Genomic DNA, 13,313 nt, shown 5'->3' with positions numbered 1-13,313 from the left:
ATCCATTGGCCGGGATGGCCTGCCGCTGGCGAGGTTCACCTACGCCTTCCTGAATCCGAGCCTCTGCGAGATAGCGAGGGCACAAGTGCGCAGGGCCACGGCCATCGGACCATTCCAATCAGGGTCAAAGGTACCCGTAGGGCCCATCATCGTGATAGTCAGGGCAATCGCGCCGGAGTAGTCAAAGACTGGTGCCGAGAACGAAACAATCCCCGGCGTTGGATGATTCACCCCTCGCGACATTCCCCGCGCCCTCACCTCCTCGATCAGATCCTCAACCGCCTTGCCATCAAGCGGATGGGCAATGTCAGGGCCCAAACGGATGTAGTCATCCTGAAGCATCCGGTCGATCAATGGCCTTTGCAAATAAGCTGAATACACCCTGCCGGTTGCTGTATTGGCCAGCGACATCACCGTTCCGGTACGGATGTTGGTGTTGATCGGGTACGCAGCGTCGATCAGGCGAACGATGACGGGCCCGAGGTTTCCCCAGACCGCGATCGCAACCGTGTGCCCGGTTTCAGCAGCCAACGCCTCCGCCATGGGCGTCGCTTCGCGAATGGGATTGAGAGTCTGCAGCCCGGTGAGCCCCAATTGGATCGCCATAGGTCCCAGCAAGTACTGACCAGTTACGGGGTCCTGTGCCACGAGCCCGATCTTCCCAAAGCTCACCAAGTAGGGATGGATCTTCCCGGAAGGCATGCTGACAGCCTTGGTCAGGTCCCTGAGGGCCATAGGCCTTGGCTCAGAAGCCAACACCTTCAGTATTTCCCCCCCCACCTCTATTGACTGGATTCCACGGCGCTCACGGCCACTAGGGTGCGACGGACTCAAATCGTCATCTTGCGGGGCAGTCAGTTTCATAGGGCGAAATCATAGGCCCAATCAGACAGGCAGGCGAAATTCAACAATGACTAATGCACTTGCATAGGGTAAATACTAGTTATAGTTTAGCGAGCTAGATAAATACTAGCGTCTGACAGCGCGGAGTGCGTGATTCACATCCGCCAACTCGGCGCATCCGCCCTTTTTCACTCGGAGACAAACATGAGAAACCTTCTGACAGCACGTCGACTGGCCCTTGCGGCAGTTGCATTCGTTTCACTGGCAGCCGCAGCGCAAGACATCAAGCTGGGGTTCAACGGTGACCTGTCTGCCTCGCCATCTGCACAAAGCGGGGCGGCAGGCGTGCTCGGAATTCGCGCCGCTATTGACGACATCAACGCTGCAGGGGGCGTGCTTGGCCGCAAGCTCACACTGGTGATCCGTGACGATCAATCCCAGCCACCCAAATCGATCCAGAACATGAGCGAGTTGATCGACAACGAGAAGGTGGTAGCCGTGCTTGGCCCCACCAACTCTGGGAACGCGATGGCCTGGAAACACATTCCCAATCAGAAAAAAGTTGTCTCCATGGGCATGATCGGCGGCGGAACCGACATCACCAAACCGATGAGCCCGGGTGCTGAAAACTACATGTTCCGCGTCTCCATCGTTGACAGGGAGCAGGTGGTGGGTTTGATGGCCTATGCGAAAAAAGCGGGAGCCAAGAAGCTCGGCCTGGTGGCGGAGACCACGGGTTATGGCCAAGGTGGGCTCAAGGACATGACCGAGATCGCAAAGCTGCAAGGCCTGGATGTCGTTGCCACGGAGAGATTCGCTGTTGGTGACACAGATATGACCTCACAGCTGAGCAAACTCAAAGCAGCAGGTGTGGACACGCTCGTGGTTTGGGCTCAGGGAACGCCCACTGGCCAGCTGGTCCGCAGCATGGAGAAGGTCAACTATTTCCCGAATGTCCTGTCATCCTGGGCCGCAGACAACATCACGTTTTATGACGCGGCGGGCCAAGCCTTGGCCGAAAAGCCAATTTTCATGCGCACCATGGTTGATGCCGTCGCCCCCAAGCAGAAGGCCCTCTTTGAGCGCACCAAGGACAAATTGGCCGCAGCAAGTGCATTTCCGTTCGTCGCCCATGGATACGACGCAACGCTGCTGCTGGTAGCCGCCATCAAGCAAGCGGGCTCCACCGACGGAGCAAAGATGCGCGAGGCACTGGAAAACCTGCAAGCGCCGATCGATGGCATCAAGAAGACTTATGAACGCCCCTTCTCGCCGACAAGTCATGAAGCACTGACCGCTAGCGACTTCGCTTTCGTCAAATGGACAGGAGGCAAGCTCACTCAGGTGAACGATGCAACGACCAAGTTGCTGCAATCGCCTGATTTCAAGCGCTAGATGCCGTCGCAGGCCCCATCGGCAGCTGCTTTGCTGGGGCCTCCGCCTTCGATTGGCTTATCGCGCCTAGGCGCGATGCCACTGGAATTCAGTCCCCCGCAGAAGCACCCAATGAACATCCTCGAACTTCGGCCCGACATGTCAGGGCATGAGATACAGGCACTCAAGTTTGCCTACGAGCCTTCGCCCGACCAGCGCAATGAGCATCCTACGCACCACCCTGTCGTTGTCATCGGCGCTGGGCCAGTGGGTCTCAGCCTCGCCATAGACCTCGCTCAACGCGGACAGAAGGTCCTGCTGCTGGACAACGATGATCGGCTGTCGAACGGATCGCGCGCCATCTGCTTTGCCAAGCGCACACTGGAAATTTGGGATCGATTGGGCGTGGGCGACGCCTGCGTCGACAAGGGCGTCTCGTGGAATGTGGGCAGGCTGTTCCGCGGTAGCGAGCAGGTATACCAATTCGACCTGCTGCCGGAACAGGGCCACGAACGCCCCGCCTTTATCAATCTTCAACAGTACTACGCAGAAGCGTACCTGCTGCAACGAGCAACCGCGCTTCCCAATTTGGAAATCCGCTGGAAGAACGCTGTGGTCGCCTTGGATCAGATAGAGGGCGAAAACGGAAAAGTCATTGTGGGAGTCGATACGCCAGATGGCCCGTATCAAGCGACTTCCGACTATGTCGTCGCGTGTGATGGTGGACGGTCCAGCGTTCGCGCGCTCATGGGTCTTGAGAGCAAGGGGCAGGTATTCCAGGACCGGTTCCTGATCGCCGATGTCAAGATGACTGCGGACTTCCCCGCCGAACGCTGGTTCTGGTTTGACCCACCTTTCCATCCGAACCAGAGCGTCCTTCTACATCGCCAACCCGACAACGTCTGGCGAATCGATTTCCAGCTCGGGTGGGATGCAGATCCAGACGAAGAGAAGAAGTTGGAGCGAATCACTCCGCGCATCAACGCAATGATGCGTCAGGCGCTTGGCCGACAAGTCCCCTTCGAACTGGAATGGGCGAGCGTTTACACGTTTGTTTGTCTACGCATGGAGCGCTTTCGTCATGGCAGAGTGATCTTTGCAGGAGACAGCGCCCACGGAGTTTCGCCGTTCGGAGCCCGCGGCGCGAACTCTGGCATTCAGGATGCGGAGAATCTCGCCTGGAAACTGGACGCTGTCCTCAAAGGGAAAGCGACAGCGCTGGCGGCTGAGGCCCTCCTGGACAGCTACGGCACCGAACGTGAATACGCCGCAGACGAGAACCTGCTGAACTCAACCCGCGCCACCGACTTCATCACCCCAAAAAGCGAAATCAGCAAGCAGTTTCGCGATGCGACCCTTGATCTCGCAACCGAATTTCCATTCGCGCGCCAACTGGTCAACAGCGGGAGACTGTCTGTTCCGGCTACTTTGGAGACCTCGCCTCTGAACACTCCAGACAGCGAGAAATTCGACTCGCCGATCCGTCCGGGTGCCCCTGCCGCAGATGCCCCGATAACCCACGCAGGAAAGACAGAATGGTTTCTGCGGCAATTGGGTCAAGACTTCACATTGGTGGTCTATTCGAATGAAATACCTGCCGACCTCGCGCAAACTGAAGTTGACAAGGTACTGGTGGTGACCGGAGTGACATCACTGCAGGACGGTCCAGGTCTCAGGGTGATCTGCGACAACGAAGGTCTGTTCGCCCGCCGCTACGACGCGCGCCCTGGCAACGCATGGTTGATGCGCCCCGACCAGCATGTATGCGCGCGCTGGCGTGCACCTCGAGCCGCAGACGTCGGGGCCGCATTGTTGCGAGCTCTCGGAAGCCCCATCCAGGACTGATATGAATCTCATCACGACACCGAACTTTGAAGCCGCGGACGAATTCTATGAAAGCTTGATAGAGACGCATCGCGAGCTCGACCTGACGCAGAGCCACGAACTAAACATAAAGCTCGTGCTATTGCTCGCTAACCATGTAGGAAAGCGTGATGTATTGTCGGCCGCACTGACCGCGGCGCGACGCAACACCTGCGCTGAAAAACCATAGGCCAGCGCGATGCGGGGGAAATGGGGTGAAGGTGACCTGCACCGGCCAGGATGGTTGAGGAACTGTTCATCAGCGAGCCCGCGCCGGTCGCCATGCGGGGTTGTCCACAACGAGCTACCGGGAACCGCCCAAGATGACCGAGGCAGCTGCCTGGCTGAGCGCGCGCATCGTCGAGCTGGTCTACCAGCGCCGGCGCTTCGGCCAACACACCGCACTCACTCCACCGTCACGCTCTTCGCGAGGTTCCGGGGCTTGTCCACATCCGTCCCCCGCGCGCAGGCCGTGTGATACGCCAGCAGCTGCAGCGGCACCACGTGCAGCAGCGGGCTCAAGGGCCCGTAGTGCTCGGGCATGCGGATCACGTGGATGCCCTCGCTGCTCTCGATGCGGGTGTCGGCATCGGCCAGCACGTAGAGCACGCCCGCGCGGGCGCGCACTTCCTGCATGTTGCTCTTGAGTTTTTCCAGCAGCGCATCGTTGGGCGCCACCGTGACCACGGGCATGGCGCTGGTGACCAGCGCCAGGGGGCCGTGCTTGAGTTCGCCCGCCGGGTAGGCCTCGGCGTGGATGTAGCTGATTTCCTTGAGCTTGAGCGCACCTTCGAGCGCGATGGGATAGTGCAGGCCCCGGCCCAGGAAGAGCGCGTTCTCCATGCGCGCGAAGTCTTCGGCCCAGCTGATGAGCTGCGGCTCCAGCGCCAGCACGGCCTGCAGGGCCACGGGCAGGTGGCGCATGGCCTTGAGGTGGTCGGCCTCCTGCGCTTCGGTCAGGCGGCCCTTGGATTGGGCCAGTGCCAGCGTCAGCAGGAACAGGCCGGCCAGCTGCGTGGTGAAGGCCTTGGTGCTGGCCACGCCGATCTCCACGCCCGCGCGCGTGATGTAGGCCAGCTTGCATTCACGCACCATGGCGCTGGTGGCCACGTTGCAGATGGTGAGCGTGTGCGCCATGCCCAGGCTTTGCGCATGGCGCAGGGCGGCCAGGGTATCGGCGGTTTCTCCGCTCTGGCTGATGGTGACGACCAGCGTGCGCGGGTTGGGCACGCTGGTGCGGTAGCGGTACTCGCTGGCCACCTCGACCTGGGTGGGAATCCCGGCGATCTCCTCGAGCCAGTACTTGGCCGTGCAGCCGCTGTAGTAGCTGGTGCCGCAAGCCAGGATCAACACGCTGTCGATCTCCTTGAACACGCGCCAGGCGGCAGCGCCGGGCTGGCCGTGCTGGCCCGCGCCATCGAACAGCTCGGGCACGATGCCCTCCACGCCTTCGAGCGTGTCGGCGATGGCGCGCGGCTGTTCGAAGATTTCCTTTTGCATGTAGTGGCGGTAGGGGCCCAGCTCGGCCGCGCCGCTGTGGGCCAGCACGGTGCGCACGGGGCGCTGCGCCGGGGTGAGCGCCTCGCGGCCCTTGCCCACGATCCAGTAGCGGCCCAGTTGCAGGTCCACCAGGTCGCCCTCTTCCAGGTACACGATCTGGTCGGTGACGCCCGCCAGGGCCATGGCGTCGCTGGCCAGGAAGTGTTCTGAGCCATCCTTGCCCACGCCCAGGATCAGCGGCGAACCCGCGCGTGCGCCCACCACGCGGTGGGGTTCGTCCTTGTGCATCACGGCGATGGCGTAGGCGCCGTGCAACTGGGCAACCGTGGCCTGCACGGCATCGAACAGGTCGCCGCTGTAGTGGCTGTCCACCAGGTGGGCGATGACCTCGGTGTCGGTCTGGCTGGTGAACACGTAGCCGCGCGCCTGCAAGGCGGCGCGCAGCTCCTCGTGGTTCTCGATGATGCCGTTGTGCACCAGCGCCACGCGGCCCGGGGTGCCCGCCGCATCGCCCGCGCCGTGGCTGAAATGGGGGTGGGCGTTGTGCACTTCCGGTGCCCCGTGCGTGGCCCAGCGGGTGTGGGCGATGCCGGTGGCGCCATCCACATGGTCGGCCTGCACCTGTTCAAGCAGTTCGGCCACGCGGGCCGTGCTGCGCGCGCGCTGCAGGCCGGCGGGGCGCGCCGCGTCCAGGCTGGAGGCGTGCACGGCCACGCCGCAAGAGTCATAGCCCCGGTATTCGAGCCGCTGCAGGCCCTGCACGAGGATGGGAACGATGTTGCGCGTGGAGACCGCGCCGACGATGCCGCACATGGTGGTTGCCTTGGTTGGAAAGCGATGGGGGCGATGATAGGCGGCACAGAAAGAAATTATTGATTGATATTCATCTTGTTTTGAACTTTAATTTCATCACCAATCATTGATGAAATTTTCAATCAATTTTACTTAGAACATGGAATCCATAGCACTCGACCTCGTGGATCTGCAGCTGCTCAACCTCCTGCAAACCGACGCCGCGCAAAGCAACCAGTCCCTGGCCGAGCGGGTGCATGTCTCCCCGCCCACCTGCCTGCGCCGGGTCAAGCGCCTACAGGATGCCGGGCTCATCGAGCGGCAGGTCGCCATCCTGCAGCCCGACCGGCTGGCCGCCCTCCAGGGCCACGGGCTGGCGTGCATCGTCGAGGTGTCGCTGGACCGGCAGGGGGCCGAGCAGCTCGACGCGTTCGAGGCCCGCGCGGTGGCGGACGCCGCCGTGCAGCAGTGCTGGCGGGTTTCGCCGGGGCCGGACTTCGTGCTGGTGGTGCACACGCGGGACATGCCCGGCTACCTGGCGCTGTCGCAGCGGCTTTTCACCGGCGACGCCAATGTGCGCAACGTCAAGGCTTTTTTCGCCACCCGCAGGGCAAAATTTGATACAAAAGTGCCGCTATCGCTGGATTGACAAGCACTGTAAGCTATATTTTTCATAGCAACCGCCTGCTTGGCGCATCCCCCGCCAGTTCCCCCGCTGGGCGCCATGCCTTGCTGGCCTCTTGCCCCGCGGCAAGGTAAGCTGCCCCAGACTTCCACCCTCCAGCCCGCCGGGCTTCGCGCGGTACCGCATGCCGGCGGGTCCGCCAGATGCACACCAGGACCCATGCCCACACCCGAACGCCAGATGCCCCGCCGTATCTACCCGCTCCGGGTCCTGGGCATGGGGCTGGGCGGGATGGTGGTGGGCGTGGTGCTGTGGGAGCGCCAGGCCTCGTTCCCGGCCTGGGCGGCGCTGGTGCTGGCCGCCCTCGTCTGGCCCCATGGGGCCTACCTGCTCGCGCGGCGCAGCGCCGACCCCTACCGCGCTGAAATCCGCAACCTGCTTGCCGACTCGGCCATGACGGCCGCGCTGGTGCCGCTGATGCACTTCAACCTGCTGCCCAGCGCGCTGCTGGTCACGCTGACGATGGTGGACAAGATCACCACCGGCATCGGCGGGCTCTGGGTCCGGTCCATCCCGGTGATGCTCGCGGCCGGTGTGGCCAGCACGGTGGCCACCGGCATGCACTGGGCGCCCGAGACCTCCATGCGGGTGATCGTGGCGTGCCTGCCGGTGATGATGCTGCATACGCTGTCGGTCAGCGTGGTGAGCTACCGGCTGATCCGCAAGACCGCACGGCAGAACCAGCAGCTGGACGAGCTGCGCCGCGTGGACTCGCTGACCAGCCTGTACCGGCGCGGCCACTGGGAGGAACAGGCCGAGGCCGCATTGCGCCACCACCACGCGACCGGCGAACCGGCCTGCATGCTGATGATGGACATCGACCACTTCAAGCACATCAACGACGCCCACGGCCACACCGTGGGCGATGAGGCGCTGCGGGCGCTGGCCCATGTGGTGCGGGGCAATGTGCGCTCTGGCGACTGCGCGGGCCGCTACGGCGGCGACGAGTTCGCCATCATCCTGCCCGGGCTGCAGGCCCGGGACGCGATGGCCATCGCCCAACGCATCCGCGAGCAGACCGAGGGCACGCGCCTGCGCAACCTGCCGCAGCTGCGCTTTACCAGCAGCATCGGCGTGGCCCCTGCCCAGCGCGGCCACGCCAGCGTGCGCGAGTGGACCGATGCGGCCGACGCCGCGCTCTACGCCGCCAAGAACGCCGGGCGCAACCGCGTCTCGGGCGACCCGGACGCTGCCGCGCCACTGGTGCCCGCCGCGTAGCGCCGGGCCCGCGGCCTGCCCACGGACAACCGCGGCCTCAGGCGCGCGATGGCGCGGCAACGGCAGCAACAGCCGCCGAGCCCGGCCACGCCACCCGCACCGTGCAGCCCGCCCCGGGCAATGCGGTGGCCGTGATGGCGCCCCCATGACGCTGCGCGATGGCCTGGCACAGCGCCAGCCCCGCGCCCACGCCCTCGAACTCGGTCTCGCGGTGCAGGCGATGGAACACGCCGAACAGGCCGTCGGCGCGCGCAGGATCGAAGCCCGTGCCGTTGTCCTGCACGGTGAACACGACCTGCCCCGCCTGCGCCGCCGCGGGGTCGGATTCGGCCTGCACCGCGATGCACGGCCGCGCGCTGTGGCGCGTGAACTTGAGGGCATTGCCCAGCAATTGCACCAGCAGCTCCTGCAGCAGGGCGGGGTCGGCCCGCAGCGTGGGCAGGCGGGTGGCATCCGCGGTGCGCCAGTCGATGGCGCGGCCCGCCTCGGCGGAGGCCAGGGCGGCACGCGCCCGGACCACGGCGTCCGCCAGCGGCACCGGCTGCAGGTTCAGCGGCGCCCGCTGGGCACGCGCCAGCGCGAGCAGGCCGTCGATCATCATCCCCATGCGCCGCGCGGACTGGTCCATGGTGCCCAGAAAACGCAGCGCCTCCTGCACCGCAGCCGACTGCGCGACGTCCGGCGGCAGGTCGCCCAGCACCTCGCGCACCAGCGTGCCGTACGAGGTCACGTGCCGCAGCGGCGCGCGCAGGTCGTGCGAGACGGCGCGCAGAAACTCTTCCTGCGCCGCCGCCATGCCGGCCACCTGCTGCTGGCTGCGTGCCAGCTCGGCGCGCAACAGCTGCAGCTCCTGCCCGGCGGTGGCGTCGGAGGGTGTCATGGCCTGGGCAGCTTGGCGGGGCGCGCCCAGTTGGCGATGCTCACCTGCTTGCCGCGCGCCACGCTGAGGGCGCCCGGGGCCGTGCTCTTGGTGATGGTGCTGCCGCCGCCCACGGTGCCGCCCGCGCCAATGGTGACGGGCGCCACCAGCACGCAGTTGCTGCCCACGTGCACGTCGGCCTCGATCACCGTGCGGTGCTTGTTGGCGCCGTCGTAGTTGGCGGTGATGGCGCCCGCGCCGTAGTTCACGCGCTCGCCCACCGTGGCATCGCCCAGGTAGGCCAGGTGGTTGGCCTTGGCGCCGTCGGCCAGGGTGCTGTTCTTCACCTCGACGAAATTGCCGATGTGCACTTCGCGGCCCAGCTGCGCGCCGGGGCGCAGGCGGGCGAACGGGCCGATCAGCGCACCCTCGCCCACCGTGGCGCCTGCCTTTTCGCCGTCGATGTGGGTGAAGGGATGGACCACCGCGCCCGCAGCGATGCGCGCGTTGGCGATGCAGCAGTGGGCGCCGATGCTCACGCCCTCGCCCAGCTCCACGCGGCCGGTGAAGACGCAGTTCACGTCGATCTCCACGTCCTGCCCGCACACCAGCTCGCCGCGCGCGCCGGTGCGGGTGTCGTCGCGCACATCGAACCGCGCGGGGTCGGCCAGGCGCACGCCCTGCTCCATCAAGGCCCGGGCTTGGCGCAACTGGTGCGCACGCTCCAGCTCGGCCAGCTGCAGCGGGCTGTTCACGCCGGCCACCTGCAGCGCATCGGTGATGCGGTGGGCCGCCACGGGCACGCCATCGGCCACGGCCATCGCGACGATGTCGGTGAGGTAGTACTCGCCCTGCGCGTTGTCATTGGTCAGGCGGGCCAGCCAGCCGCGCAGCAGGCGCGCGGGCACGGCCATGATGCCGCTGTAGACCTCGGTGATGGCGCGCTGGGCCTCGCTCGCGTCCTTGTGTTCGACGATGCCCCGCACCCGGCCCTGGCCATCGCGCACGATGCGGCCGTAGCCCGTGGGATCGGGCAGCGTGACGGTGAGCAGCGCGAGCTGCCCGCCGGCCGAGGCCGCGACAAGCGCGCGCAGCGTGTCGGCCTGCGTGAGCGGCACGTCCCCCGACAGCACGACCGCCGTGCCGTCGTCGCGCAGGTGCGGCACGGCCTGCAGCACCGCGTGGCCGGTGCCGAGCTGGGGTTCCTGGCGCACGAATTTCACATCCAAAGTGCCCCCAGCGCTTGCTGCGCCTGCGCTGGCAGCTTCCACTTCTGTAGCACCATGGCCGGTGATGACGATGGCGCTGCGCGCCTGCAGGTGCGCCGCCTGGTCGAGCACGTGGTGCAGCAGCGGGCGCCCGGCCAGGCGCTGCAGCACCTTGGGAAGCCGGCTTTTCATGCGCGTGCCCTTGCCGGCCGCCATGATGAGGATGTCGAGTTGCGTCATGGATCTTCTGGGGGAGATTCGATACCGGGCGGGAAGCCCCGCGCAGGCTGGGCCACGATTATCGGCTGCGCCCGCCCGTGCCGGGCAATCCGCTACAGCAGCGGCATCAGGCGGGGCGGCCTGTCGTAGTACTCGGCGATGCGCGCGAGCGCCCGGGTGTTGAGCAGGCGCAGCCGCCCGTTCCTGATTTCATGCAGGCCCAGGGTGGCCAGCCGCCGCAGGGTCTTGTTGGTGTGCACCAGCGACAGCCCGAGCGCATCCGCGATGTGCTGCTGGTTCAGCGGAAACGCCACGGTGCCGTCGGCCTCCACCAGCCCGATGCGGTCCAGCCGCCGGTACAGGTGCATCAGCAGCATGGCCACGCGTTCGGTGGCGTTGCGGCGGCCGGCGGTCAGCAGGTTGTCGTCCACATGGCCCTCCTCGTGCGCCGACAGCCAGGTGATGTCGTAGCCCAGGCGCGGGTGCTCGCGAAACAACGCCCACAGGCTGTCGTTCTGGAACACGCACAGCGCGCAGTCGGTGAGCGCCTCGATGCCATGGGTGGACACCTCGCCAAACTCCTGCTGCAGCCCCACCAGGTCACCCGGCAGCAGGAAGTTCAGGATCTGGCGGCGCCCGTCGCTCAGCGTCTTGTAGCGAAATGCCCAGCCCGCATACAGCGTGAACAGCCTGGCATTGACCTCGTTCTCGCGCACCAGCGCGCCACCGGCCTCCACGGCCAGGGTGGTGGTGCGAAAGCCTTCTATGAAGTCCAGCACCTCGGGCTTGACCGCCGTGAATGCCCCCGTTGCGCGCAGCCTGCATTCATGGCAGGTGGGCGGGCAGGCATGGGTGGGCAGGCTGGGGTTCATGGCGTGGCGGAGGGTGGGGAGATTTTAGGGACTGCGGCCGGCATTCCAAGGGCTCCACGATGCCACGGCCCCGCCCGGTGGCGCGATAGTTACATGTATGTCTTTTGACATTGCACAACCACCGGGCGCTCCCTACATTGGGATCGTCTATGAAACCCAGCCCCGACCTCTACGAAGTGCTCTACGTGAGCACCCTCGCACCCGATCAACCCACCAGCGTGGTGGCCGAGGTCGCCGGGCGCGCGCGCCTGGTGAACGCGCAGCTTGACATCACGGGGCTGCTGATCTTCGACGGCCAGCGCTTCTGCCAGCAGCTGGAAGGCCCGCAGAAGGCCGTGCTCAAGCTCATCGAGCGCATCCGCAACGACCCCCGCCACATCAACGTCGAGGTGCTGCACAACGGCCCGCTGGCGGCGCGCCGCTTCCAGCAGTTCAGCCTGGCCTTCAGCACGGTGGAGGACGTGGATGCGCTCGCGCGCATGGAACGGCTCGACGGCGAAGCAGCGCTGGCCGCGTTCGAGTCCATGCGCAGCCAGCTCGTCCTCTGACACGCGCCCACGCGCCGGCCCCCATGGGCCCCTGCGGGGGCTGAAGCCGCGTCATGCGGCGTCCGGCCAGCGCCGCAGCAGCAGGCTGGCGTTCACCCCGCCGAAACCAAACCCGTTGAGCATGGCGTGCGTGAGCGCCATCGGCCGGGGCCGCAACGCCACCATGTCCAGCCCCTCGGCCAGCGCATCGGGCGTGTGCAGGTTCAGCGTGCCCGGCACCACCTGGTCGCGCAGCGCCAGCGCGGTGAAGATGGCCGCCACCGCGCCCGCCGCTCCCAGCAGATGGCCCGTGGCCGACTTGGTGGAGCTGATGGCCACCTGCGCCCCCGCGCCAAACACCCGGCGGATGGCGGCCAGCTCGCCCCGGTCGCCCACACCCGTGGACGTGGCGTGCGCGTTCAGGTGCTGCACGTCCTGGGCCGTGAGGCCTGCCTGCGCCAGGGCGGCCCACATGCTGCGCGCGGCGCCGTCACCGTCTTCGGGGCCGGAGGTGATGTGGTACGCGTCGGCCGACGTGCCGTAACCCACCAGCTCGGCCAGCGGCCGCGCGCCGCGCGCGAGGGCATGGTCCAGCGCCTCGATCACCAGCATGCCCGCGCCCTCGCCCATCACGAAACCGTCGCGCTGCGCATCGAACGGGCGCGATGCCTGCTCGGGGGTGTCATTGAACGCCGTTCCGAGCGCCTTGGCGGCCGCAAAACCGCCCAGGCTCACGCGGTCAATGGCCGCCTCGCTGCCCCCGCACACGGCCACGTCGGCCTCGCCGCTGCGGATGAGGCGCGCGGCGTCGCCAATCGCCTGCACGCTGGCGGCGCACGCGGTGACCGGCGCTCCCAGCGGCCCCTTGAGGCCATGGCGAATCGACACCTGCCCCGCCGCCAGATTGACGAGGAAGGAGGGCACCGTGAACGGCGACAGGCGCTGCGGGCCGCGCGTGTCGGTGGTGCGCACCGCCTCGGCGATCGCCCCAAAGCCGCCAATGCCCGAGGCGATCACGGTGGCCGTGCGTTCGCGCGCCCGCTCGTCGGCCGGGGGCCACCCGGCCTGCGCCAGCGCCTGCTGCGCCGCGCCCAGCGCGAAGGGAATGAAGCGGTCCATCTTGCGCTGGTCCTTGGACGAGACGATGGCATCCACGTCCCAGCCACCTTCGGGGTCTTGAGCGACATCCGGCACCTGCCCCGCCACCTTGGCGGCAATGCCGTCCGTGACAGCGTCCGGCAGGCGCGACAGGCCCGAGCGCCCCGCCAGCAGGCGCCGCCACACCAGTTCCACACCGCAGCCCAGCGGCGACACCAGGCCCATGCCCGTGACCACGACGCGCCGCATCAGGCC

The 13,313-nt window shown here is 66.3% G+C and carries 12 protein-coding genes; 6 read left to right on the top strand and 6 right to left on the bottom strand.

From position 1 onward, the window contains the following. Positions 1-39 precede the first annotated feature (39 nt). On the bottom strand, positions 40-864 hold the full coding sequence (locus AC1RCS_RS10950) for an IclR family transcriptional regulator (protein WP_218296219.1): 825 nt from the start codon (positions 862-864) through the stop codon (positions 40-42). A 183-nt stretch (positions 865-1,047) separates the two neighbouring features. On the opposite strand from AC1RCS_RS10950, the gene AC1RCS_RS10945 reads away from it, so the two are divergent. The 3 genes from AC1RCS_RS10945 (at position 1,048) to AC1RCS_RS10935 (ending at position 4,270) form a co-directional block, all read left to right on the top strand. Continuing rightward, a complete protein-coding gene (locus tag AC1RCS_RS10945) occupies positions 1,048-2,238 on the top strand; it encodes an ABC transporter substrate-binding protein (protein WP_218296220.1) in 1,191 nt (396 codons plus the stop codon). Positions 2,239-2,349: 111 nt separating this feature from the next. Continuing rightward, positions 2,350-4,062, top strand: a complete 1,713-nt coding sequence (locus tag AC1RCS_RS10940) for an FAD-dependent oxidoreductase (RefSeq protein WP_218296221.1) — start codon at positions 2,350-2,352, stop codon at positions 4,060-4,062. A gap of 1 nt (position 4,063) precedes the next feature. Beyond that, a complete protein-coding gene (locus AC1RCS_RS10935) occupies positions 4,064-4,270 on the top strand; it encodes a DUF2783 domain-containing protein (protein WP_218296222.1) in 207 nt (68 codons plus the stop codon). Positions 4,271-4,485: 215 nt separating this feature from the next. Here the strand turns inward: AC1RCS_RS10935 and glmS are convergent, their stop codons facing one another. After that, positions 4,486-6,393: a glutamine--fructose-6-phosphate transaminase (isomerizing) gene (gene glmS, locus AC1RCS_RS10930; RefSeq protein ID WP_492244648.1), complete on the bottom strand. Its 1,908-nt coding sequence runs from the start codon at positions 6,391-6,393 to the stop codon at positions 4,486-4,488. 139 nt (positions 6,394-6,532) lie between these two features. On the opposite strand from glmS, the gene AC1RCS_RS10925 reads away from it, so the two are divergent. Further along, on the top strand, positions 6,533-7,021 hold the full coding sequence (locus tag AC1RCS_RS10925) for an Lrp/AsnC family transcriptional regulator (protein ID WP_218339845.1): 489 nt from the start codon (positions 6,533-6,535) through the stop codon (positions 7,019-7,021). A 195-nt stretch (positions 7,022-7,216) separates the two neighbouring features. Then, positions 7,217-8,275: a diguanylate cyclase gene (locus AC1RCS_RS10920; protein ID WP_492244649.1), complete on the top strand. Its 1,059-nt coding sequence runs from the start codon at positions 7,217-7,219 to the stop codon at positions 8,273-8,275. Between the two features lie 37 nt (positions 8,276-8,312). On the opposite strand, the gene AC1RCS_RS10915 is transcribed toward AC1RCS_RS10920, so the two are convergent. From AC1RCS_RS10915 to AC1RCS_RS10905, 3 genes are all read right to left on the bottom strand, one after another. Next, positions 8,313-9,155: a sensor histidine kinase gene (locus AC1RCS_RS10915; RefSeq protein WP_492244650.1), complete on the bottom strand. Its 843-nt coding sequence runs from the start codon at positions 9,153-9,155 to the stop codon at positions 8,313-8,315. Beyond that, entirely contained in the window at positions 9,152-10,582 is a 1,431-nt protein-coding gene (glmU, locus tag AC1RCS_RS10910) for a bifunctional UDP-N-acetylglucosamine diphosphorylase/glucosamine-1-phosphate N-acetyltransferase GlmU (protein WP_492244651.1), read from the bottom strand. The genes AC1RCS_RS10915 and glmU overlap by 4 nt, the downstream gene beginning before the upstream one ends. A 92-nt stretch (positions 10,583-10,674) precedes the next feature. Continuing rightward, on the bottom strand, positions 10,675-11,433 hold the full coding sequence (locus AC1RCS_RS10905; protein ID WP_218296228.1) for a Crp/Fnr family transcriptional regulator: 759 nt from the start codon (positions 11,431-11,433) through the stop codon (positions 10,675-10,677). Between the two features lie 149 nt (positions 11,434-11,582). On the opposite strand from AC1RCS_RS10905, the gene AC1RCS_RS10900 reads away from it, so the two are divergent. Beyond that, a complete protein-coding gene (locus AC1RCS_RS10900) occupies positions 11,583-11,981 on the top strand; it encodes a BLUF domain-containing protein (RefSeq protein ID WP_218296229.1) in 399 nt (132 codons plus the stop codon). A gap of 51 nt (positions 11,982-12,032) precedes the next feature. On the opposite strand, the gene fabF is transcribed toward AC1RCS_RS10900, so the two are convergent. Further along, positions 12,033-13,307 carry a beta-ketoacyl-ACP synthase II gene (fabF, locus tag AC1RCS_RS10895; protein WP_492244652.1) on the bottom strand — a complete coding sequence of 425 codons (1,275 nt, stop codon included), beginning with the start codon at positions 13,305-13,307 and terminating at the stop codon, positions 12,033-12,035. Positions 13,308-13,313 lie beyond the last annotated feature (6 nt).

The sequence above is a fragment of the Acidovorax sp. GW823-FHT01C06 genome, from assembly GCF_058798375.1.
This window is presented reverse-complemented; position numbering and strand designations above follow the sequence as displayed.